Consider the following 21,578-nt stretch of genomic DNA (forward strand, 5'->3'; position numbering starts at 1 on the left):
TTTTATAACTTATGGAAAGAGCCAATGCGTTATATTCTGACATCTGTTTGTGTGTTTTTGATCACGGCAGTTTCTCACGTTTGTGCACAGAGCAAGCTTGATATTGTCGACGGTTTGCAGCTTGCCAAGCAGTATGAACACAGCCGCCATGATATAAACATCACCGATTACTGGGTGAGCGAAAAGTTAGACGGTATTCGGGCACGATGGGACGGCACTGAACTTAGGACCCGAAACAACAACAAGATATTTGCGCCAGCATGGTTTACCGCCAATTGGCCTAAAGCGACAATTGACGGTGAACTTTGGGTTGCAAGAGGGCAGTTTGAGCTTACCGCTTCCATTGTGCTTTCTAAGTTAACGGAAGAGAAGTCGCACCTTGTCGCTAATTCTTTGTCTGGGGCCGAAACTACCGCGTACGACATTGCAGCAGTGTCTATACCAGACACACGCTGGGCTAAAGTTAGGTTTATGGCCTTCGACATGCCTGTAGCAGGACAGCGTTTTGACAGCCGACTGAACAAGCTTAATAGCCTTAAAAAGGCCACTCCCAACCCCACGTTTGACGTGATCCCTCAGTTTAAACTTTTGTCTCTAACCGCGCTTGAAGAAGAGCTTAAACAAGTAACCAAAAACGGTGGTGAAGGGCTGATGCTTCATCATGGGAAGGCGTTTTACCAGGCAGGGCGTAGTGACAATCTACTAAAGGTAAAACATTTTGAAGATGCTGAAGCGAAAGTGTTGGCGCAACTTCCAGGAAAAGGAAAATTTAAAGGCATGATGGGATCACTGTTGGTAGAAACATCTGACGGCATTCGATTTAAACTGGGAACAGGATTTTCTAACAAAGAGCGCCAAGCGCCTCCGGCTATAGGTAGCTGGGTAACCTTTAAGTTTTACGGTGTAACGAAAAACGGTAAGCCAAAGTTTGCGAGCTACCTTCGCACTAGACCCGGCTTTGACTTATCAAAAAAATAGTACCTATATTAATTAGCGAAATAGCCTCAATATCGAGCTTTTAATTAGCTGTTATCTATCCTTTACGATGCACTTCAATTGAACAAGCGTCACATAAAGCTACCCCCCTTGTCTTTAACATATAAAACCCTATAACTTACTTAACCAGTAATTGTTTTTGTCACTTTATGTACCGCCCTTTAATCGCTTTTAGCGTTCAAAAGTAATGTTATGAATAGCGATTATAAGCGGATAATAGGGGCTAAAAATTTCAAAACTTAGCCTGTGAAGTTATACTGTTGATGATTAATTAAACACTCCTTGCGTCAAGTGCGTACAAGACCGTTTACTCCCATTGCGCAAGCTAACTTAGAGGAAGAGACTGTGTTACAAGACTATCGCAATCACGTTGAAGAACGTGCAGCCCAAAATATCCCCCCAAAACCTCTTAATGCAGAACAGGTAGCAGCCCTTGTCGATTTGTTGAAAAGCCCGCCAGCAGGTGAAGAAGAATTCCTATTAGAGCTGCTTTCAGAGCGTGTGCCGCCAGGTGTTGATGAAGCGGCTTACGTCAAAGCTGGTTTCTTAAGTGCCATTGCAAAAGGCGAAGACAGTTGTGAACTTATCTCAAAAGAGAAAGCTGTTGAATTGCTGGGAAATATGCATGGCGGTTATAACATTGCGACGTTAGTAGAGCTACTTGACGATGAAGACCTTGCGCCATTGGCTGCCAAGGAGTTAAAACACACGTTGCTGATGTTTGATGCCTATCACGATGTGGAAGAAAAACACAAAGCGGGTAACGAGTACGCTACTGACATCATTAAATCATGGGCAGAAGGTGAGTGGTTCACGTCGCGCAAGTTAATGGACGATAAAATCACTTACACGGTGTTTAAGGTTACAGGTGAAACCAATACCGATGATTTGTCGCCCGCACCTGATGCATGGTCACGTCCAGACATACCATTACACGCTCTTGCAGCTTACAAAATGCCTCGCGAAGGGCTCGAGCCAGAGGAGCCAGGCGTTAAAGGACCAATGGCGCAAATAGAAGAAGTCAAAAGTAAGGGCTACCCCGTTGCTTTTGTTGGTGATGTAGTAGGTACAGGCTCATCGCGTAAGTCGGCGACTAACTCTGTCTTGTGGTTCTTTGGCGAGGACTTGCCGGGCGTGCCTAACAAACGGGGCGGTGGCGTATGTATCGGTTCCAAAGTCGCACCTATTTTCTTTAACACCATGGAAGACGCGGGCGCATTAGTATTTGAAGCCGACGTTGAAAAAATGAATATGGGAGATGTGATAGATATCTACCCATTTGAAGGAAAAATTACTAATCACGAAACTGGTGAGCTACTTGCTGAATACAGCTATAAATCGAAAGTTATTTTAGATGAGGTGCGTGCCGGCGGACGTATTAACCTGATCATCGGGCGCGGTCTTACCGAGAAGGCGCGTGAGACACTAGGTTTAGGCCCAACGGATTTATTCCGTACGCCTGAACAGCCGAAAGACAGCGGAGCGGGTTTCTCGCTTGCGCAGAAAATGGTAGGCAAAGCCTGTGGTGTTGAAGGCATTCGCCCCGGCACCTACTGCGAGCCTAAAATGACAACCGTTGGTTCGCAAGATACTACAGGTCCCATGACCCGTGATGAGCTTAAAGACTTAGCTTGCCTAGGCTTTACGGCCGATTTAACCATGCAATCATTCTGTCACACGGCTGCTTATCCAAAACCGGTGGATATTGAAACCCAGCACACGCTGCCTGATTTTATTATGAATCGGGGTGGGGTATCGCTTCGTCCCGGTGACGGTATTATTCACAGCTGGTTAAATCGCATGCTGTTACCTGACACAGTAGGCACCGGTGGTGACTCGCATACTCGTTTCCCATTGGGAATTTCGTTCCCAGCGGGCTCTGGCTTGGTGGCATTCGCTGCAGCAACGGGTGTTATGCCCTTGGATATGCCAGAGTCTATATTGGTGCGTTTTAAAGGCGAAATGCAGCCGGGCATTACCTTACGAGACCTTGTACATGCCATTCCGCTATATGGCATTAAACAAGGGCTATTAACGGTAGAGAAAAAAGGCAAAATCAATGCGTTCTCTGGCCGTATATTAGAAATCGAAGGGTTGGAAAACCTTACTGTAGAGCAGGCGTTTGAGTTATCGGATGCATCGGCAGAACGTTCAGCTGCAGGTTGTACTATCAACCTTTCTGAAGAGTCGATTGCTGAATACCTGCGTTCAAATATTACTATGCTTCGCTGGATGATTAATGAAGGTTATGGCGATCCTCGCACGCTAGAGCGCCGCGCGCAGAAAATGGAAGAGTGGCTTGCTAACCCAGAATTAATGCGCGCCGATGCGGATGCTGAATATGCCGAGGTTATCGAAATTGACCTTAACGACATTAAAGAGCCTATCGTTTGCTGCCCTAATGATCCCGACGATGCGAAAACCCTATCTGACGTTGCAGGTGATAAGGTAGATGAAGTCTTCATTGGCTCGTGTATGACAAACATTGGCCACTTCCGGGCAGCCGGCAAATTGCTTGAGCAATACAATAAAACACTTCCAACCCGATTATGGATGTCGCCACCGACTAAGATGGACAAAGCCCAGTTAATGGAAGAGGGCTACTACAACATTTACGGTCGTGTGGGCGTACGCACCGAGATGCCGGGGTGTTCACTTTGTATGGGTAACCAAGCAAGGGTAGACGCGGGCGCCACTGTGCTTTCCACATCTACTCGAAACTTCCCTAACCGTTTAGGTGATGGAGCGAATGTGTATCTAACCTCAGCAGAGCTTGCTGCGGTTGGCGCAATTGTGGGCCGCATTCCTACCGCTGAGGAATACATGGAATACGCCAGCAAAATTAACGCAATGTCGGGAGAAGTATTCCGCTACTTAAACTTCGACAAAATGCCTAGCTTTAAAAAGGCGGAAGAAGAAGCTAAGGCGCGCATTATTCCAACGTTGAATGTTGCTTAAAATAGTGTATAAACTACAAAGCCGGTTGCCTTAGTGGTGACCGGCTTTTTTTATGGCGAAAAGGAATGTCTAATGGGAAAATCTTTCTTTATTGTTGCTGCACTTGTATTAACCTTAGGGTGTGCAAAAGCGCAGGTAGACCCTGTATCGTCACTGAATTCAGTGGACTTCGAATCTATTACACTGGAGATAGGTGGCAAGCACTATGAAGTTGAGTATGCCAATACCTTTGAGCAACGCGCGCAGGGCCTTATGTTTCGCAAAGCCTTGTGCGAAGACTGCGGTATGTTTTTTAAGTTTTCTAGCCCCAAATTTGCGGGCATGTGGATGAAAAACACCTTTGTTCCCCTAGACGTAGCATTTATCGACAGAAATGGCGTAATAACGGATATAAAACCTCTCACACCCCATAGTTTGGAGTCGGTCGGATCATCGAAAGAGGTACTTTACGCGTTGGAAATGAACCAAGGGTGGTTTGCCGAGAATAATATAAAAGTAGGCGACCAAATAACGATTGATTAACCGCGTAAAGCGCGGTTGCTGCTAGCGAAAAGCTAGTTTTATTCTGGAGTTAAATATAGTGACAAATGCCTTATCGATAGCTAAGTTCGGTGGAACTAGCGTAGCGAATTACGAAGTAATGCAAAACTGCGCCCGAATTGTTGCCGGTAATGAAAAAACACGCATTGTGGTAGTGAGTGCTTCAGCTGGGGTAACAAATCACCTTGTAAGCCTAGCTCATACACCAATGACGCAACAGCAAATTGAAGAAACCTGCCAAGCCATTGTGGATATAGAACACGCTATTCTAAATAAGCTTGATGATAAAGATGCAGTAGAGCCTAAACTCAACGATTTGCTAGAAGAAATGCGCAGCTTAGCCTTTCACGAAGAAATCCTTCACCGCGATGATTTAAAAGATCAGCTGCTTTCTATGGGTGAGCGAATGTCATCATTGATGTTCTCATCAGTGCTTGCGGAGCAAGGCGTGAAAACCATGAACTTTGACGTTCGCAAAGTACTTCGTACTGACAGCGAATTCGGTGAAGGCGCGCCTCAAATAGAAGAGATTGAAAAACTTGCTAAGCAGCTGCTCGCGCCCGAAATCAAAGATGCGATTGTAGTTACACAAGGTTTTGTTGGTGCAGATGAAGAAGGCCGTACAACAACCCTTGGTCGTGGTGGCTCTGATTTTACGGCTGCACTACTTGCAGAAGCGCTTGATGCCGAATCGTGCGAGATTTGGACTGATGTAACTGGGGTGTACACAACTGATCCGCGCATTACTCCTGCTGCCCATCCGTTACCTGAGCTCAGCTTTGAAGAAGCCGCGGAAATGGCTACTTTTGGTGCCAAGGTACTACACCCTGCCACTATGGAGCCTGCGCTTCGCAAAGACATTAAAGTGTTTGTAGGTTCAAGCAAAGAGCCAGAAAAGGGCGGAACATGGATTGTGCGTGATTGTGAGCACGAGCCTCCGTACCGTGCGATTACTCGCCGTAAAGAGCAAGTAATGGTGACAGTGAAAACTCCAAAGATGATGTACGCGCAAGGTTTCCTACAGCAGGTATTTGCTATCATCGCTAAGCATAAGCTGAGTGTCGATTTGGTCACCACTTCAGAAATCTCGGTATCTTTTACCCTTGATAACCCCGCGAACTCTGTAGCTCAGCGTTTGAATAAAGAGACCATTGCCGAACTTGAAACCATCTGTGACGTTAAAGTAGAAAAAGGTTACGACCTTGTCACCGTTGTAGGAAACAACATGCAAACGGCTATTGGGGTTTCAAGTAAGATTCTATCTGCGGTATCTGATTTTAACTTACGCATGATTTGCTTTGGCGCTAACCCGCACAACCTATCGTTTTTGGTTAACGAGACCGACAGTGATGACGTGGTTCGCAAGCTGCATTCGGCATTGTTTGAATAAGGACTAGATTTGCGTAAAGCGTAAAAAAAACGGTCGCCTCAAGGCGACCGTTTTTGTTTGTATTACTCTCCAGAAATTAAACCTTAAACTGCCTGATAGACTGCTGTAGCTCTTCGGCAAGACGTGCCACTTCATGGCTAGATTCAGAGGTCTGCTGTGCACCCGCTGTCGTCTCTTCAGCAATGCCTACAATGGTTTCAAGTTTTTCACTGATTTCTTGCGATACGGTATTTTGTTCACGGGCTGACTGCTCAATTTGAGAGCTAACATCATGGGCCTTATGAACTGCATCGGTAATGATATCTAGCGCCTGCGTGGCTTTTTCGGTTTGTGCAACACAAGCCGCGGTCTGCTCTTTACCTTGGTCCATCACAGACACCGCTTTTTCAGCACCAGCTTGAAGAACTTCAATCATGGCATTGATTTCTTGTGTCGACTCCTGTGTGCGACTCGCAAGGGTTCTTACTTCATCTGCAACGACCGCAAAGCCTCGGCCTTGCTCACCGGCACGAGCAGCTTCGATAGCGGCGTTCAATGCAAGTAAGTTAGTTTGGTCGGCAACACCGCGAATAACGTCAAGAATGCCACCAATGCTTGCGCTATCTTGGTGAAGCTTATTAATAACGTCGGCTGCTTCTTGAACATCCCGAGACAAGATTTCAATAGTGTTTTTGTTTTCCAGCGAGATCTGGCGAACATTTTCTGCTTCGGCATCAGCATGACGAATTTGGCTAAGCGTGTCTTCGGCATTTTGTACAACAAGCTGCGACGTTGAGTGCATTTCTGTTGTCGCCGTCGCGACTTGGCCAATTTGTGATTTCTGATCCTGAATAGAATGTGTGGTTTGTGCCGTCACGGCTGATGTCTGTTCCGACGCCGCAGCTAGCTGTTCAGCGCGAACATTTATGGCGGTGATAAGTTCCTTAAGGTTTCCAATGAGGGTATTACAGTTTCGTGCTAAGAGACCAAACTCGTCTTGCGCTGAATCGTCTAGGCGATGAGTAAGGTCACCCGATGAAGCAACAGTAAGTAGTTCGTTTACGCGATAAAGCGGGCGTGTAATAGCACGAACGGTTACGTAGCCAATGAAGGCTGCTACGGCAATAGAGATGAGAACAACAACAATAACAAAGGTGTTACCTGTTGTAATGGCACCGTTCACCTGATTTTCTATATGAGATGCTTTCTTATCAGCAAGATTCAGCAGGTTTTCAAGTGCCACAACACCCTGTGCGATATTTGAATCTGATGCATTAAGTGCTTTTTCCGCATCGTTTCTGCGCTCTAAACGATCCACATGAAGCTGCACTACGCCGTCGTTAGCTTTTATGGCGTTGATGGCGTCATTTACTAAGTCGTTAATATCATCAAGTGTACCTGAGTCATCACGACCGCCCGCTGCTTCAACCATTTCGCTTAGCTGGGTAACTACTTTTTCAACTACAAGGTCAACCTCGTTGCCAAGTGTCTGTGAACGCACTAGCGTTTCGGTTTTGATATATTCGTAAGAAACAGTAAGTAGCGAAAGAAGCGAAGTTTCAAGTTGACCACCAATCTCAGCAGCACGTCTGAGGTTAGGATCGCGCTGAACCGCGTCTAGGTCTGAAAAATCCAGGAGGTAGGTAGAGGCATCGTCTGCGTTATCTTCAGCATCACCTAGTTTGTCTTGTATATTGTTGCGCAAATCGAGGTACATTTGGTGATTTTTGTACATAGCCTCAACATTAGTGATATACGCATCATAAGATTCGCGAACACTGTTTAGCGTGTTTCTAAGCTCTGGCTCATTACTAACGGCCTGCGCTAGCTTATTGTACTCGTTTTCAAAGGTATCTTTGGCAAAGTCGAATGACGCTCTTTTGTCCTTAAGATCACTTAAATCTTCTTCGATATAGCTTTCGAAGGTAAGTCGACCCATATTTAGGAAGCTTGCTTTAAGTGCATTACTGCCTGCTACCGTGGGCAAAGCAACGTCATTTACTTCCTCTGTTGCAGAGCCTATGGAATTGAGGTTATAAAGTGAGACAACACTTATAACGATTAGAAGTGCGCTAATCGCTACAAATCCCCCGATTACGCGTGTGGCTACCGTTATTTTCATCGGAACTCCTGGATGAGTGTTTTTTATTTTTATCCCTAACGATATTACCCGCCTCAGCTAACAAAATATAGCACTTATAAAGTGACGCTTGCTTGAATGCTGAGCAGGTAACGAAACATCATCGTTACTTTTACAAGTAAGTGTATCGGCTACAAAGACTTAATGTTTATTTTATTTAGCACTTAAGTCTAATTGTTATTACTGGTACAACCAGTTAAGCCGGGAAAAGCGGGTTCTTTCTCAGATAAGTTTCGTATCTATAGGCGTGTATACAATAATGATTCTATGCTGTAACGCTAATCAAAGCTGAGGTATCTAAATTCAACAGCGTCATACTTTGCCCCCACACGTAGCCAGTATCTAAACCAACAAATTGTGAGTTATTTGTATGACCTGATAGGGCGGCCCAGTGTCCGAAAATTACTCGCTGGCTAGTTGTGAGCTTTGTATTTTCTACTTCAAACCAAGGCTTTAAGGTGCTATTAGCAGTATTAGAAACTGTACTAGGATGAGACTTGTTGTCAAAGTCGAGGGTGCCATCTGTATGAACAAACCGCATGCGCGTACACGCATTTACAATAAAGCGCAGTCGCTCGTCGTCCTCAAGTTTATCTGACCACTTGTCGGGTGTATTACCGTACATCTTTGAAAGAAAAGTGGCGTAATCATCGGACTTGAGGATGTTGCTAACTTCATTACTAAGTGAAACGCACTCATCGATAGACCATTGAGGATAAAGACCAGCGTGAACCATTATTGATTGTTCGTCTAACTTCGCTGCCAGCGGGAACTGCCTCAACCAGTCGACAAGTTCTGTTAAATCTGCCGCATTAAGTAGTGGCTCTAATTTGTCTGACTTTTTCGCTTTGCGAATACCGTTTACAACAGCAAGTAAGTGAAGATCGTGGTTTCCCAAAACACTACTAAATTGGCTGCCAAGAGATTTCAGAAAACGCAATGTGCTTAGCGAATCTTCTCCTCTTGCAACCAAATCGCCGACAGCAAACAGCTTGTCGTTTGTCTCGTCAAATTTTACTTTATCCAATACGCGGCGAAGGCCGTCATAACAGCCTTGAATATCGCCAATGACGTAGGTATTACCTTTAGACATAAAACCCTTAATGAAGAATGCTTGGAATAGCTAGGCGAAATACGTTTATAGGAACGCGGAAGCGCTCGCCGCTTTCTAGTTCCATTACATAATAGCCTTCCATATTGCCAACTGGTGTGTCAATGACTGCGCCGCTCGTATAGTCAAAATGTTCACCCGCTTTCATTATAGGCTGTTTTCCTACCACTCCATCACCTTCTACTTCTGACGTTTTACCGTTAGCGTCGGTTATCTTCCAGTAGCGACTAAGCAGTTGTACGGTATGCTCACTATTGTTTTCAATAGTAATGTGGTAGGCGAAAGCAAATTGCTTGGAATCTGAGGGAAGGTGCTCAGGAAGGTGACGGGTTTTCACCCGCACCTTTATATCAAGTACATCCATAGAGGAACTTACTGCTCTTGTTGGTGCTCTTTTGCCGATACAGCGTTAGCTATAGTGGCAAAGTCGTTAAGCGATAGCACTTCTGCGCGAGAAGTTGGATCTATCCCTAACTCACGGATTTCTTCCTCACTTAAGCTGTCTTTCAGTGAGTTACGAATAGTTTTTCGGCGTTGATTAAAAGCCTGTGCACAAACGCGCTCAAGCGTGTTTACTGATTCAACATCAACGGGTGGAGCTTGATGCGGAACTAGTTTTACAACAGCCGAGTCTACTTTCGGAGGTGGCTTGAAGGCACCTGGCGGAACATTCAAAACAGGGATCACGTGGCAATAATACTGGGCCATAACAGAAAGCCTGCCGTAGTTCTTAGAGCCAGGGCCCGCTGCTAGCCTATTAACCACTTCTTTTTGAAGCATAAAGTGCATGTCTTCAATGCATTGAGCATGATCAAAAAGGTGGAACATTAGCGGCGTTGAAATGTTGTAAGGCAAGTTACCAAATACACGAAGCTTCTTGTCTTTTACTGGCATTTCTTTGCATAGTGCGCCGAAATCCATCGTCATCGCGTCTTGTTCAATAACGGTTAGTTTTTCGCCGTTAAAGGGGTGATGTCGCAGTCGTTTGGCAAGGTCGCGGTCAAGTTCAATAACCGTTAATGCGTCAACTTCTTCACAAACAGGGTCTGTTAATGCGCCTAAACCCGGCCCAATTTCCACCAGGTTTTGCTCATTTTTTGGCGCGATGGCTGCAACAATTTTACCTATCACGTAGTCATCGTGTAGGAAGTTCTGCCCGAATCGCTTTCTGGCCGTATGGCCTAAATGTGTTTTACTCATTGTTGATGATGTGCAAGCTCAATGGCTTTTTCCAATGCTTTTCTGAAACTACCGGCGTCGGCTTCACCAGTACCTGCTAAATCTAATGCAGTACCGTGATCAACTGAAGTGCGAACAAAAGGTAATCCTAATGTGATATTCACTGACGCCCCAAAACCCTTGTATTTTAGCACGGGTAAGCCTTGGTCGTGATACATAGCTAGCACAACGTCGGCATTTTCTAGGTATTTAGGCTGAAATATGGTGTCAGCAGGCAGGGGGCCGGTGATCTTAAGGCCTTCGTCTCTTAGTTCATTCAACGCTGGAACAATAGTGTGAATTTCTTCAGTACCAATATGGCCATCTTCACCCGCGTGCGGGTTTAATCCGCATACGTAAATGTGGGGCTCATTGATGCCAAACTTTAGCTTCAGGTCAGTGTTTATAATATGTATAACTTTGTGTAGGCGCTCGCGGGTTATCGCTTTTGCCACGTATTCGAGAGGGATGTGAGTCGTAGCTAGCGCTACATTTAAACCTTCTGTAGCTAACAGCATAACCACATCAATGGTATTAGACTGGTAAGCGAAAAACTCAGTATGTCCGCTGAAGGACACCCCTGCTTTGTTAATGATACCTTTATGTACCGGGCCAGTTACAACAGCGTCAAAGTCACCGTCCATATTGGCCTGGCACGCTTGGCGTAAAGTTTCGACTACATAAAGCCCGTTCTCACTATCAAGCGTTCCGGGGATAACATCAGCAGTTTTGTCTATCTGCTTTATAAACAACGAACCCGCATCTTGTATCTGCGGGTTATTTGCATCGTAATCGATTAGTGTCAACGGAAGCCCTAAGGCGCTTGCTCGTGCTTTTAGCATGTCGCCATCGGCAAACACGACAAGCTGGGCTTGCCATGTTTCCTGGGCCAGTTTAATGATCAAATCTGGCCCGATACCTGCCGGTTCTCCCGGCGTTATTGCTATTTTAATTGGTGTGCTCATGAATAACTTATTATTAAGATTCGACAACTTCGACGTAAGCGGCATCACGCATCTCACGTAACCAGTTCTCGGTTTCTTCTGAAAATTTACGATTGAAGATGAGCTGAGAAGCTTTCTCTTCTTTGCGTTTATCCGTTGCGTCATCCATGCGACGGTCGTTAAGTTGAATTAAGTGCCAGCCGTGAACCGTGCGCACTGGGTCGCTGTATTCGCCAGGTTCAAGCTGTGATAATGCTTCTTTAAACTCAGGTACATAGTTACCTGGGTCAGACCAACCTAATTCTCCACCGCGAAGGGCCGAGCCCGGGTCTTCCGAATACTCTTTTGCTAACTCTGCAAAGTCCGCCTCACCGTTTTTCAATTCTTCTTTAAAGCGCACTAGCATCTGTTTTGCTTTTTCTTCGCTTAAAATAATTGATGGCTTAACCAGAATATGGCGCGAGTTAACTTCTTCAACGGTAACTTTCTCAATACCGCGAGTATCTAGTACTTTTAGAATGTGAAAGCCTGCGCCGCTTCGGATAGGACCAACAAGCGCATCTTTATCTTTATCTTGAATTGCTTCAGCGAAGAGTGTTGGCATAGCATTAATATTCAGCCAGCCCATATCACCACCTTCTAATGCTTCGTTACCGGATGATGAAGCAATGGCAATTTTAGCAAAATCAGAGCCCGACTCTAATAGTGAGATAACTTTATCTGCGCGGTCACGTGCTGCCTGAATGTCTTCGTCTGTTGGTTCAGGTGGAAAGCCAATAAGGATATGACCTAAACGGTATTCTGCCTGCGTTGCACCCTGTTGCTCCATTATTTCTATCAGCGTATCTATTTCTTGAGGCGTGATATAAACGCGGCGGCGTACGTTTGCGCGGCGCACTTCACCCATAATGATTTCTTCACGAATATCTTCGCGATAGTCATCGTATGCAATGCCTTCAGCGGCTAATTGGGCGCGAAGTTGTTCAACGGTCGCATTTTGATTGGCCGCAATATTACCAATGGTTTGCTCAAGTTGAGGGTCACTGATACGAATACCCATACGCTCAGCCATTTGTAGCTGAAGGCTCTTCGTAATTAAACGCTCAATAGCCTGTGTACGAAGCGCACGGTCTGAAGGTAGCTGTTGGTTGTTAGCTTCAGCGTTGCGCTTAACGTCTTGTACGAGGGCTTTAATTTCACTCTCAAGTATAACGCCTTGGTCAACAATTACAGCAACGCGGTCAAGCATTACTTCTTGTGCCACGCTATTAAACGAGAGTAGGGCACCTAACATCAATGCACGGATAATGAACTTCATACACACTCTTTTATTATTGGTTAATTGCTTTCAAGCGCTGCTGAGCGCTCAACTGCGGGTTAATTTAAACTATAAGGCTGGCGATAGCCAAACATACCGTCTTCAAGCATGCTTCTTTGGGTTCCCGACGAACCAATGCCTTTGAAGATAAACTGTAGCGAAACACCAGAGTCAAAATCATCCGTTGTTTGGACGCCACTGTCGTTGTAGCGGTTGTTCAAACTGCGCTGAGCAACAAGTCGAACTGCCCAGCAGCACGACTCATATTGAATACCTGCGTAGGTTTCCACACTTCGATTGCGCTCTAAATCTCGATAAGTACGTCCAACCCACTGCCAATTCTCAGAAATTGGCCAGCTTGCTGAAACACCAATTTGATTAATGGTTTCACCACTAAGGTCGCGAACGTAGCGATGACTTAATTGAATAAAGCGCGCGTCATCTTTACGGTATTCAATGCCCACGCTGCTCAGGTCAACTTTGTCTGTATCAGTGGTGACCTGCACATCAGAATGGAAAAACCAATTTTGGTTAAAGCGCCAATCTACCTCAGCGGCAAGGGCTGAACGATCTTGATTTTTAGTTGCCGCAACCACTTTGTTATCTTCAAGGTAGAATATCTGACCCACACTAAGAACGAATTGTTCCCGATTGTTTTTATCTAACATGCGTGTGGTAGCACCAAGGGTAATCTGGTTGTTGTCGCTAATTCTATCAAGGCCAGTAAACTCTTGGCCTCGAAACAAGCCTTCAACATCGGTCAACAGCGGTGTTGAGTCATAAAAGCCGATTGCAGTTTGATCTTCATAAGACGTGTAAAGATACTGAATTTTAGGTTCAAGGGTCATCGACATATCGTCACTAAACCAAGATGTATCTCTTTCGAAGTATAGTGCACCGTAAAGACGAGCCTGACCAAGGGTACGCTCTACATCTTCTTCTAAATCGGTTCCTTCCACATTGTCTTGCTGATATACAGTTTGAAAAACTGTGGTTTCGGCAACGACTTCACCCCACGCCGCGCGAACCGGTACAGCAAGCGTTGGCGCAATGTGGAATCGCGTTGCGGTTGGCGCAGTATCTAACGTGTTGTCGAAATGAGCGACTTCTGAGTCAAGGTTAAACTCAAAGTATTCGCCTAGTGCTTTGTTGTAGTTAACTTTAATTTCTGGAACAGCGCGATAGCTGTCAGCAGTATCACCTAATACTTCGAAATCTTTAACCTGCATACTGACTGAAAGGTTCTGAGAGTAGTAACTTAAACCAATATTTCGGTATAGATGGGTATCAGAGCGGCTGTAGTAGTCTGACCCAAGGTCTACTATGTAGTTATCGTCACTTAGGCCGTTGAAATCAATATTGAGCAGCCAGTTATCAGCAATTAACCCTTGGTGTTCAAGGCGATAAAAATATCGGTCTGGGTTACCTGAAATATCCGAATCACTTGGTAGATATTCAACGTAGGCTGTACCTTGACTGCGTTCTGTTAGGTAACGAAACTCGGTATTTAGCTGAAGACCGCGCAATGACATTAATCGGGGAGATATAGTCATGTCGTAGTTAGGCGCAATATTCCAGTAAAAAGGCTGAGTGTAGTCTACGCCAGTTCGACTAGAACTCGTCAGCTCGGGAAATAACAAGCCGGTTTGTCGCTCATTACTTACTGGAAACGCAAAATAAGGCAAGTAAAATACTGGAACATCGGCAATGTAGAACCTGGTGTGTTTGGCCTGACCCCATACCGTCCCTTTTTCCAAGCTGATTTCGCTGGCGCGAATCATCCAGTCTTCATCACCCTCTGGGCAAGTAGAGAAACTTACTTCCTTTAGAACTATGCCGGTATCTGTATCTAACAGAATATCTTCGGCTGCACCTTGTCCTACAAACCCAGTCAGCTTATAGCGGGTATTTTGCATCTCCAAGCGCTCTTCTTCAGAACGCAAGGTTACCGCATCGCTTTCCACTTTTAGTTGCGCATCTTGGTAGGTTACATCGCCTTTTGCAATAAGGTCGCGCCCACTACCGGTTCCATTAACTTGTGCCTGCGAGGCACTGATTATCGCGGTGTCTGACGTTATGTCTACATTGCCAGAAAACAGAGCTACAGTGTCTTGAATGATTTCTGTACGATTAGCTTCAACTTTAACATGGCCCTTAGGCATCAATGCTTGGCTACTAAAAGTAACAGGTTCGACTGAGCAGAATGCAAGAGGGGCTGCATCTGAGTTTGATTGAGAATTTGAAGCTGTCGTTTCCTGTGCAAACGCGACCGTAGGCAAAAGAGTCGCGGAAACAAGCATGGCGCAGGTGTTTTTCATGCGTAAATGGGTGGCCTGTTTTGTTGTATGTTGCTTTTAAACCCAAGTAAGACGACTTGCGTCTCGGTTAGTTCGACATAACGATTAAAAAAACCAGTGATCAAGCGCCCTTTGCTGCTTTTACCTTAGAAAAGCTTGGGGCTCACTAGCTATTACTATTTTATACAAGCGCTCAATTCTAAGCGCTTCTGTCGCAATTACCAACCATTCAGGTAAAAAAATACACTTTTATATGCACAACACAACAAAGACAGCGGTAATTAGCGGCAGTAAGCTTGATTTCGCTCTGCTTAAGCCCTAGTTAATTAACTTATGTATTTGATATGATGATTAACGCGCTTTGCACGGCGTGAATTAACGACAGTAACATCAACTTTTTAAACAGTGCACCAATGGAGAATGACGCGATGTCAATTTGGGGAAAAATCCTCGGCGCCTTGTTCGGCTTTATGTTTTTGAAAATACCAGGCGCGATCCTAGGGCTGGTAGTCGGACACTTTTTTGATAAAGCCTATCGCCAAGACTTTAATCAACTAGGTGGCTTTGGGCGCTTTTTTACTGATCAGGACAATTTAAAGCAGCAAGCCATTTTCTTTCATAGCTTGTTTAGTGCATTAGGTCATCTTGCTAAGTCTGACGGCAAGGTAACTGATAGAGAGATTCAAATTGCTACAGCGTTAATGGACGAAATGCGCCTGACAGGTGATGCCCGCCGAGAAGCACAGGATGCATTCAGAGAGGGCAAAGCACGAGACTTCCCTTTAGTGGATACGTTAAAAGGCTTCTATGATGCCAGCCACGGTCGACGGGATATTCTGCAAGTATTCTTGGAAATTCTTATTCAAGCGGCGTTTGCCGACGGTCAGCTTTCTCAAGAAGAATACAACGTATTAGAAAAAGTGGCGAAACCTCTGGGTTTTAGGCGTCGTGATTTAGATTACCTTATTTCGATGTATGAAGCTGAAATTCGATTCAGACAACGGGCACACTCAGGTGCGGGGCAACGTGCTCACTCGGGGGCAGGACAGCGGCACCGTGGTCAGCAATCGGCCTACTCAGAACAGCAAAGCTTAGATGATGCCTATCGCATTTTAGGCGTAGCAGCATCTGACGATGAGAAAGTAATAAAGCGAGCTTACAGAAAGCGCATGGCTGAACATCATCCAGATAAACTCGTGTCTAAAGGCTTGCCAGAACAGGCGATGGAGATTGCCAAAAAGAAGGCGCAAGATATTCAGTCAGCTTACGAGTTGATTAAGCAAAAGCGTGGCTTCTAAATGGCAAAAATTGAACGTGAGTTAACCTATGTGCCTGCGGCAAGTCAGGCACATATTGATGGTTTTATTGAAATGTTGTGGCTCGAAAAAGGGCTTTCAGAACATACTCAGCAAAGCTATCGCACCGACCTCACTAAGCTTGCCATTTACAGCAACAATCAAGGCGTGAAGGATATTGCTGTGCTGACTACCGAACAGCTTCAAGATTACCTTGCCTATCGCCATGACAAAGGCCTGTCCACTCGCAGTACGCAACGCGCGCTTAGCGCCATTCGCGCCTTTTTTGTGTTTCTTATAAGCAAACAAATTCGCGTAGACAGCCCTGTTTCTGCGTTGTCTAACCCAAAAACGCCAAAAGCCTTGCCTTCTTCTTTAAGTGAGCAGCAGGTTGAAGATTTACTTAATGCCCCTTTAACTGACGACCCAATTGAATGCCGAGACAAAAGCATGCTTGAAGTCCTCTATGCTACGGGCCTGCGTGTGAGTGAGTTAATAGGGTTAACGATGGACCAAGTTAGCCTTCAACAAGGCGTGGTAAGGGTAGTAGGTAAAGGAAACAAAGAGCGCTTAGTACCTCTTGGGGAAGATGCAATCGAATGGTTACTAACCTATATAAAAACCGCCCGGCCTATTCTTGCCACAAAAACCTCTGACGTGGTTTTTTTAAGTAAGCGCGGACAAAAAATGACGCGCCAAACATTTTGGCATCGCATTAAGTACTATGCGGTTAAAGCAGGTATTGAACAACATTTATCCCCCCATACATTACGCCATGCTTTTGCTACGCATCTGTTAAACCACGGCGCAGATTTACGAGTAGTACAAATGTTGTTAGGTCATAGCGACTTATCTACAACCCAAATTTATACCCATGTAGCGACAGAGCGACTGCAGACGCTTATTCATAGTCATCACCCCCGAGGCTAACGAGTACAAAAATGCATTGAGCAAGAATGCTACAAACTGAGCTCTGTGTACGACGAGGCTCTGCTTATGCATGTATTAAACGAAAAGGGGTGTGATAGGATATAAATGAAGGATTACTTTAGATTAAGCGTAGTAGGCCAATACCGGGGTGTTGTAGTTTATTAACCCCGTGGTTAACTTAATAGCATTCTGTTGCAGCGCAATGCACAGATAATCAAAAAATTAGCGAGAAAAGTGCAATTTTTTGCTAAGTTCGTCGGTCTGAAAGTAATGAGTATGAAAATGTTTAGTGGTTGCCTTAAGATGAAAGCACATATTTAGGCAGCTGCAATCTAGGCCAAGTGAGTACAAACAAGCTTAAATGGCGAAATGGAGAGTATTTAGTGAAAGCAGTAAAGAAAATTTTGTTAGCCAGCGTAGTAGCGGCAGGTTCTCTGTTAGGGTTGAGCGCGCAAGCTGCTGACGAAGCCGCTATCCGCGATAAATTAACGTCAATGCTTGGGCTAGATGTAGAAACTATTGCCGATTCTCCTGTATCTGGCTTGGTTCAGGTATCTACAAACCGCGGCTTGTTTTATGTAAGTGAAAACGGACAATACTTGCTTCAGGCTCGTGTTTTTAACATTGATGAAGAAATGCGCAACGAAACAGAGCTGGCCCTTTCAGGCTTGCGTAAAGAGGGCGTTGCATCAATGGAATCGTCGTCTATTACGTTTAAAGCTAAAAACGAAAAGCACGAAATAAGCGTGTTCACAGACATCACTTGCGGCTACTGCCGTAAATTTCATAACGAAATTGACGAGCTTAACGATGCCGGTATTACGGTTCATTACCTAGCGTTCCCACGTTCTGGGCTAAATAGCCAGAACTATGAAGATATGGTGTCAGTATGGTGTGCTGAAAACCCGCAAAGCGCATTAACAAAAGCTAAAGCTGGCAACGATGTGGTAAGCGCTAGCTGCAAAAACAAAGTGGCAGAGCAATATATGCTAGGCCAAAAACTAGGGGTGAACGGCACGCCTAATATCGTGTTGCCTGATGGTTCATTGATTCCTGGTTACCAGCCTGCCGCATTGCTCGCAAAAGCGTTGGAAGGCGAAGAGTAGTCATTTAAACTCTTTAGTTACTGACATGAAAAAAACGCACGCATTGTGCGTTTTTTTGTTTTCTGCGGTATGATTCATAGCGTTATTTTTCTTACGTTCTTTCGTATGGTTTCACTTTGCAGTTAGCGCAGAGCTTCTATTTGAAAACGTGTATTCTTTATTGAATATATTCAATTTAAGTTTGCCTAAACTTTCTTAATATCAAGTGTTTAAGATAACTGCAATCACAGTATTGGTTTAGTGGTATTTCATGATTTTGCCTATTGTTCGCCGCGAGGTATCCGGCGCCTCGTTAAGCTCCGACTTACACCCTGTTATCGACAGAATTTACCGCGGTCGCAATATTGCGAATATGGATGACTTGGAGAATGGCCTTAAAGGACTTACGCATTTCAATGTATTAAAAGGGATGCCTCAAGCCGCGCAAATCCTTGCCAATGCCGTTGTGCAAAATAAGCGCGTTATCATAGTGGGCGATTTTGATGCCGATGGCGCTACCAGTACATCGGTATGTATACTGGCGCTTCGAGCTATGGGCTATCACAACGTTGATTTCCTTGTACCTAATCGCTTTGATTTTGGTTATGGGCTTAGCGTACCTATTGTCGATGAGGCAGCGAAACTAGGTGCCGAGGTTATTGTAACCGTGGATAACGGCATATCTTGTATTGACGGAGTAACCCATGCTAAATCTTTAGGTATGCAGGTTGTGGTGACCGATCACCACTTGCCAGGTGATACATTACCGCCAGCTGATGCGATAGTGAACCCTAACCAACCTGGCTGTGAATTTCCCTCTAAAAACTTAGCTGGCGTGGGTGTGGCTTTTTATATCATGCTTGCGCTTAAAGCTGAGCTACAGCAGCAAGGGTATTTTGAGAAAGTAGGTATTGCACCACCCAACTTAGCTTCCCTGTTAGATATTGTTGCTGTTGGCACCGTGGCCGATGTGGTGGTTTTAGATAAAAATAACCGAATTTTAGTTCACCAAGGTCTTCAGCGTATCCGTGCTGGTAAGTGTCGACCAGGTATTAAAGCGCTAGTTGAAGTCGCAAACCGCGATTGCGCGCACCTAACCTCCACCGACTTGGGCTTTGTAGTAGGTCCCAGACTTAATGCTGCCGGTCGCTTAGACGATATGTCGCAAGGCATTGCTTGCTTACTAGAAGATGAAACCATTCAAGCGCGAATGATAGCGGCAGAGCTCGATGCGCTTAACAAAGAACGCCGCGAAATTGAAACCGGCATGAAAGCACAAGCCGAAACTGTACTAGAGCAGATGGCACTGGATGAAGGCGATATGCCAAGCGCACTGGTGGTTTATCGCGAAGACTTTCACCAAGGCGTGATTGGTATTGTGGCAGGCCGGCTAAAAGAGAAGTATCTTAAACCTGTTATCGCTTTCGCTCATCAAGACGATATTGTGATTAAAGGCTCGGCGCGCTCCATTCCTGGTGTGCACATTCGCGATGTACTTGATGAAGTAAATACACGCTATCCTGGCGTTATCGAGAAATTTGGTGGACACGCCATGGCCGCTGGTTTGAGTTTGCCTGTCGCCAAGCTTCCTGACTTCGAGCAGGCTTTTGTTGACGTTGCTCGTACCCATATGGAAAAGCTTGATGGCAATCATGCACTGCTCTCTGACGGTGATTTATCTTCAGAAGAATTGTGTTTGCCTTTTGCGCATTTATTGCGCCAGGCAGGTCCGTTTGGTCAGGGTTTTGAATCACCGTTATTTGATGGAGAATTTACGCTTCTCGATCAGCGACTAGTAGGACAAAAGCACCTTAAGATGGTGTTGAAAAGTGATGGCGCCAGTGAAGTAGACGCTATTGCTTTTAACATTGATTTAAAAGCATGGCCTAACGCCATGGTAAAGCGTGTACATATCGCTTACCGCCTTGATATCAATGTTTTCAGAGGGCAAGAAACTGTACAGCTTATTATTGAGCAAATAGAAGCGGTTTAAACGAAGTTGATTCACGTACAGCATTGAGCCTTCTAAAACCTAGCTAGTCAAAAAGCGATACGAGCTAAAGAACTAAAGAGCTAAAAAATAAGAAAAAAGAGGCAAGGGTGAAAAGCGAACGACAGAAACTGGTGGAAAAGCATAGTCAGCTTAATCAAACCGACAATATTAAAGTGATTTCTCACGTTCAGCGTGAAGAAAAAGACAGCGATTGGATACGCCACACCATTATGCTTGAAGGCATTGATGTCCCTTTTATTTACCGGCGAAAACAGCAATATCAAAGCTTAAAAGGGGCTCGAGTAAACGTTACTTATTATCGCCATGTAGAAGATGTGGCTGGCATTGAATTTGAAACCATGAAAGTGGTAAGAATTAAACGCAGCTAATAAGTCACATACCCTTGCCGCTAAAATAAACCTTTTAACTTGCACCTAAATAGCTACCGATTCGGTGCTAAACAATAGTGAACAACAATGAATAATGAATGGTTAAATGCCTATGTACTGCATAGACGCCCTTACAGGGAGACCAGCTATATTGTTGACTTTTTTACCCTGGAAGAGGGGCGTGTTAGCGCGGTAGCTAAGGGCGTCAAAAACAGTAAATCAGATAAAAAGAGCCTGCTTCAACCTTTTCAACACCTTCGCCTACAGTTAAGCGGAAAGTCAGAGTTAAAAAGCCTAAGGCACGTTGAAAGCGTCGCTCCGTCCATCAATCTAGTAGGCACAGCGTTGTTTTGTGCCATGTATGTGAACGAGCTAACCAACCGCGTTATGCCAGCGGGGCTTGCTAGCGATGGCGTTCACAACGCTTATGAAAATGCATTGCTGTCCCTTCGTGATAATAGCGACATAGAAGTGACCTTGCGACAGTTCGAATTTGCACTACTTGATGAAATGGGGTTACTGCCCGACTTCACGACTGACGTAGAATACGAATTGCCAATAGAAGAAACAGGTAGCTATAGCTTTCAAATAGATGCGGGCTTTGTGCCTATACCCGAAGATATGGCCGGCATAAGGGGCATGCGAGGCTTTCCCGGGCAAGCGTTGCTTAGTTTGTCGCAGGGGGAGTTTACCCCGCTTAGCAAGAAGGTTGCTAAAGTGCTTTGTCGCGACTTGCTTAAACCACTCATTGGCGATAAGCCGCTTAAAAGCCGCGAACTATTTATGCAGAAACCCCGTTAGTGCGTTGGCATGTAAAGTCGCTAATGAGGTGCAACACCTTTTATAATAGTGCTTATCTTCACGCGTCTAGCACTAGATAAGAACTGCTATCAAGGCTAATGGCATTAGATTATTTTCTCTTAACTCAAATGCTTAAACAGCACCTTCTATAAAAAAATTTGCTACAATCTGCACTTTCTAAGGAAGGGTGTTTG

At 45.0% G+C, this 21,578-nt stretch carries 17 protein-coding genes; 10 read left to right on the forward strand and 7 right to left on the reverse strand.

Annotation, left to right across the window (positions count from 1 at the left end; translation table 11 throughout):
* Positions 1–24: 24 nt before the first annotated feature.
* The 4 genes from ACYTPF_RS15365 to lysC all read left to right on the forward strand — a co-directional run bounded on the left by ACYTPF_RS15365 (position 25) and on the right by lysC (position 5,884).
* Positions 25–978 (forward strand): DNA ligase, encoded by a 954-nt coding sequence (locus ACYTPF_RS15365; protein ID WP_461852829.1) that lies wholly within the window; start codon positions 25–27, stop codon positions 976–978.
* Between the two features lie 363 nt (positions 979–1,341).
* Entirely contained in the window at positions 1,342–3,954 is a 2,613-nt protein-coding gene (acnB, locus tag ACYTPF_RS15370; RefSeq protein WP_461852830.1) for a bifunctional aconitate hydratase 2/2-methylisocitrate dehydratase, read from the forward strand.
* Between the two features lie 72 nt (positions 3,955–4,026).
* Complete coding sequence (locus ACYTPF_RS15375) at positions 4,027–4,476, forward strand: DUF192 domain-containing protein (protein ID WP_179982404.1); 450 nt, start codon at positions 4,027–4,029, stop codon at positions 4,474–4,476.
* Positions 4,477–4,534: 58 nt separating this feature from the next.
* Positions 4,535–5,884, forward strand: a complete 1,350-nt coding sequence (gene lysC / locus ACYTPF_RS15380) for a lysine-sensitive aspartokinase 3 (RefSeq protein ID WP_179982405.1) — start codon at positions 4,535–4,537, stop codon at positions 5,882–5,884.
* A gap of 76 nt (positions 5,885–5,960) precedes the next feature.
* Here the strand turns inward: lysC and ACYTPF_RS15385 are convergent, their stop codons facing one another.
* The 7 genes from ACYTPF_RS15385 to lptD all read right to left on the reverse strand — a co-directional run bounded on the left by ACYTPF_RS15385 (position 5,961) and on the right by lptD (position 14,912).
* Positions 5,961–7,985 carry a HAMP domain-containing methyl-accepting chemotaxis protein gene (locus ACYTPF_RS15385; protein WP_461852831.1) on the reverse strand — a complete coding sequence of 675 codons (2,025 nt, stop codon included), beginning with the start codon at positions 7,983–7,985 and terminating at the stop codon, positions 5,961–5,963.
* A 283-nt stretch (positions 7,986–8,268) separates the two neighbouring features.
* Positions 8,269–9,096 carry a symmetrical bis(5'-nucleosyl)-tetraphosphatase gene (locus tag ACYTPF_RS15390; protein ID WP_461852832.1) on the reverse strand — a complete coding sequence of 276 codons (828 nt, stop codon included), beginning with the start codon at positions 9,094–9,096 and terminating at the stop codon, positions 8,269–8,271.
* A gap of 7 nt (positions 9,097–9,103) precedes the next feature.
* A complete protein-coding gene (apaG, locus tag ACYTPF_RS15395) occupies positions 9,104–9,478 on the reverse strand; it encodes a Co2+/Mg2+ efflux protein ApaG (RefSeq protein ID WP_179982408.1) in 375 nt (124 codons plus the stop codon).
* An 8-nt stretch (positions 9,479–9,486) separates the two neighbouring features.
* Positions 9,487–10,314: a 16S rRNA (adenine(1518)-N(6)/adenine(1519)-N(6))-dimethyltransferase RsmA gene (gene rsmA / locus ACYTPF_RS15400; RefSeq protein ID WP_179982409.1), complete on the reverse strand. Its 828-nt coding sequence runs from the start codon at positions 10,312–10,314 to the stop codon at positions 9,487–9,489.
* Positions 10,311–11,297 carry a 4-hydroxythreonine-4-phosphate dehydrogenase PdxA gene (pdxA, locus tag ACYTPF_RS15405; protein ID WP_179982410.1) on the reverse strand — a complete coding sequence of 329 codons (987 nt, stop codon included), beginning with the start codon at positions 11,295–11,297 and terminating at the stop codon, positions 10,311–10,313. Before pdxA ends, rsmA begins: the two co-directional genes overlap by 4 nt.
* Positions 11,298–11,310: 13 nt before the next feature.
* A complete protein-coding gene (surA, locus tag ACYTPF_RS15410) occupies positions 11,311–12,600 on the reverse strand; it encodes a peptidylprolyl isomerase SurA (protein WP_269475054.1) in 1,290 nt (429 codons plus the stop codon).
* A gap of 53 nt (positions 12,601–12,653) precedes the next feature.
* Entirely contained in the window at positions 12,654–14,912 is a 2,259-nt protein-coding gene (gene lptD, locus ACYTPF_RS15415) for an LPS assembly protein LptD (protein WP_179982412.1), read from the reverse strand.
* A 407-nt stretch (positions 14,913–15,319) separates the two neighbouring features.
* On the opposite strand from lptD, the gene djlA reads away from it, so the two are divergent.
* The 6 genes from djlA to recO all read left to right on the forward strand — a co-directional run bounded on the left by djlA (position 15,320) and on the right by recO (position 21,384).
* Positions 15,320–16,189, forward strand: coding sequence for a co-chaperone DjlA (gene djlA / locus ACYTPF_RS15420; RefSeq protein WP_179982413.1), 870 nt, complete (start codon positions 15,320–15,322; stop codon positions 16,187–16,189).
* A complete protein-coding gene (gene xerD, locus ACYTPF_RS15425) occupies positions 16,190–17,116 on the forward strand; it encodes a site-specific tyrosine recombinase XerD (protein ID WP_179982414.1) in 927 nt (308 codons plus the stop codon).
* Positions 17,117–17,499: 383 nt separating this feature from the next.
* The gene (gene dsbC / locus ACYTPF_RS15430; RefSeq protein WP_179982415.1) at positions 17,500–18,222 is read left to right on the forward strand and encodes a bifunctional protein-disulfide isomerase/oxidoreductase DsbC; all 723 of its coding nucleotides are present in this window, start codon (positions 17,500–17,502) and stop codon (positions 18,220–18,222) included.
* A 250-nt stretch (positions 18,223–18,472) separates the two neighbouring features.
* Entirely contained in the window at positions 18,473–20,194 is a 1,722-nt protein-coding gene (gene recJ / locus ACYTPF_RS15435; RefSeq protein WP_179982416.1) for a single-stranded-DNA-specific exonuclease RecJ, read from the forward strand.
* 107 nt (positions 20,195–20,301) lie between these two features.
* Positions 20,302–20,583 (forward strand): hypothetical protein, encoded by a 282-nt coding sequence (locus ACYTPF_RS15440; protein ID WP_179982417.1) that lies wholly within the window; start codon positions 20,302–20,304, stop codon positions 20,581–20,583.
* 87 nt (positions 20,584–20,670) lie between these two features.
* Positions 20,671–21,384, forward strand: a complete 714-nt coding sequence (gene recO, locus ACYTPF_RS15445; RefSeq protein WP_461852833.1) for a DNA repair protein RecO — start codon at positions 20,671–20,673, stop codon at positions 21,382–21,384.
* Positions 21,385–21,578: the final 194 nt, after the last annotated feature.

The organism is Alteromonas sp. HB246098 (genome assembly GCF_054890645.1).

What these genes read in the sequence shown, in the direction of transcription:
- ACYTPF_RS15365 (WP_461852829.1), top strand. Translation starts at nt 25, where the DNA reads ATGCGTTATATTCTGACATCTGTTTGTGTGTTTTTGATCACGGCAGTT.
- ACYTPF_RS15375 (WP_179982404.1), top strand. Translation starts at nt 4,027, where the DNA reads ATGGGAAAATCTTTCTTTATTGTTGCTGCACTTGTATTAACCTTAGGG.
- ACYTPF_RS15385 (WP_461852831.1), bottom strand. Translation starts at nt 7,985, where the DNA reads ATGAAAATAACGGTAGCCACACGCGTAATCGGGGGATTTGTAGCGATT.
- ACYTPF_RS15390 (WP_461852832.1), bottom strand. Translation starts at nt 9,096, where the DNA reads ATGTCTAAAGGTAATACCTACGTCATTGGCGATATTCAAGGCTGTTAT.
- apaG (WP_179982408.1), bottom strand. Translation starts at nt 9,478, where the DNA reads ATGGATGTACTTGATATAAAGGTGCGGGTGAAAACCCGTCACCTTCCT.
- rsmA (WP_179982409.1), bottom strand. Translation starts at nt 10,314, where the DNA reads ATGAGTAAAACACATTTAGGCCATACGGCCAGAAAGCGATTCGGGCAG.
- pdxA (WP_179982410.1), bottom strand. Translation starts at nt 11,297, where the DNA reads ATGAGCACACCAATTAAAATAGCAATAACGCCGGGAGAACCGGCAGGT.
- lptD (WP_179982412.1), bottom strand. Translation starts at nt 14,912, where the DNA reads ATGAAAAACACCTGCGCCATGCTTGTTTCCGCGACTCTTTTGCCTACG.
- djlA (WP_179982413.1), top strand. Translation starts at nt 15,320, where the DNA reads ATGTCAATTTGGGGAAAAATCCTCGGCGCCTTGTTCGGCTTTATGTTT.
- xerD (WP_179982414.1), top strand. Translation starts at nt 16,190, where the DNA reads ATGGCAAAAATTGAACGTGAGTTAACCTATGTGCCTGCGGCAAGTCAG.
- recJ (WP_179982416.1), top strand. Translation starts at nt 18,473, where the DNA reads ATGATTTTGCCTATTGTTCGCCGCGAGGTATCCGGCGCCTCGTTAAGC.
- recO (WP_461852833.1), top strand. Translation starts at nt 20,671, where the DNA reads ATGAATAATGAATGGTTAAATGCCTATGTACTGCATAGACGCCCTTAC.